The sequence below is a fragment of the Phreatobacter sp. AB_2022a genome, assembly GCF_026847585.1.
Classification (GTDB): Bacteria; Pseudomonadota; Alphaproteobacteria; order Rhizobiales; family Phreatobacteraceae; genus Phreatobacter.
Genome location: NZ_JAPSET010000109.1, coordinates 1 through 1,266, shown reverse-complemented (window position 1 = coordinate 1,266; position 1,266 = coordinate 1). Strand labels below are relative to the sequence as shown.

The following is a 1,266-nucleotide window of genomic DNA, read 5'->3' as shown; positions in this document are numbered from 1 at the left end:
TGATCTGCCCCCTTCTGAGTGGCCCATCGACTATCATAGTCTGGACCACGAAGGAGGAATGGAATGGCTCGGAAGCACAAGCCCGAGGAGATCATCGGCAAGCTGCGTGAAGCTGAGATCGTGCTGGCGCAGGGTGGGACGGTGGCCGACGTCTGCCGCCGGATCGGCGTTACCGAACAGAGCTACTACCGCTGGCGCAAGGAGTATGGTGGCCTGAAGATGGATCAGGCGCGGCGGATGAAGGACCTGGAGCGGGAGAACGCCCGGCTTCGACAGGCGGTATCGGACCTGACGCTCGACAAGCTGATCCTGCAGGAGGCCGCCAGGGGAAACTACTGAGCCCCGCGCGCCGACGGCGCTGCATCGATCACATCCGAGGGATGATGGCTGTCTCCGAGCGGCGGGTCTGCCGCGTGCTTGGGCAGCATCGATCGACACAGCGCAAGGCGCCTCGCGGGGCGGACGACGAAGCAGCTCTCACGGAGGACATCATCGCGCTCGCCCGGCAATATGGCCGTTACGGCTATCGCCGGGTGACGGCCTTGCTGCGCGATGCCGGCTGGCACGTGAACCGCAAGCGGGTCGAGCGCATCTGGCGGCGCGAGGGGCTCAAAGTGCCGCAGAAGCAGCCGAAGCGCGGCCGTCTCTGGCTCAATGACGGATCGTGCATCCGGTTGCGACCGGAGTATCCGGGGCACGTGTGGTCCTACGACTTTGTCGAGGGTCGCACCCACGATGGCCGCAAGTTCCGCATACTGTCGATCATCGACGAAGCCAGCCGGGAATGTCTGGCCTTGCCGGTGGCGCGGCGGCTCAGGAGCGAGGATGTACTGGCGACGCTGGCCGAGCTGTTCGTCAGGCGCGGCCCGCCGGCGCACATACGTTCAGACAACGGTCCTGAATTTATCGCCACGGCCGTGCAGCAATGGTTGGCCAGGATCGGCGTGAAGACGCTCTACATCACGCCGGGCAGCCCGTGGGAGAACGGCTACTGCGAGTCCTTCAACGGCTCGATGCGCGACGAGCTGCTCAATGGCGAGATCTTCTACACGCTGGCCGAAGCCCGTATCCTGATCGAAGCCTGGCGACGGCACTACAACACCGTCAGGCCCCACAGTTCGCTGGGCTATCGACCACCGGCCCCGGAAACGGCGACGCCGCCATGGCCACCCTCCGGTTCCGCTGCGCTCCACCTACGGCCGGCCATGGCGCCGGAGGCGACAATGCACTAACAATCAAACCTGACCACTCGGTGGGGGCCGATCA

The 1,266-nt window shown here is 65.1% G+C and carries 1 protein-coding gene; it reads left to right on the top strand.

Translation table 11 applies throughout. From position 1 onward, the window contains the following. Positions 1-63 precede the first annotated feature (63 nt). A protein-coding gene (locus OZ671_RS31880) for an IS3 family transposase (protein WP_268864425.1) occupies positions 64-1,232 on the top strand; the annotation gives its coding sequence in 2 pieces (ribosomal slippage) (positions 64-325 and positions 325-1,232; 1,170 coding nt in all). The last annotated feature ends 34 nt before the right edge of the window (positions 1,233-1,266 follow it).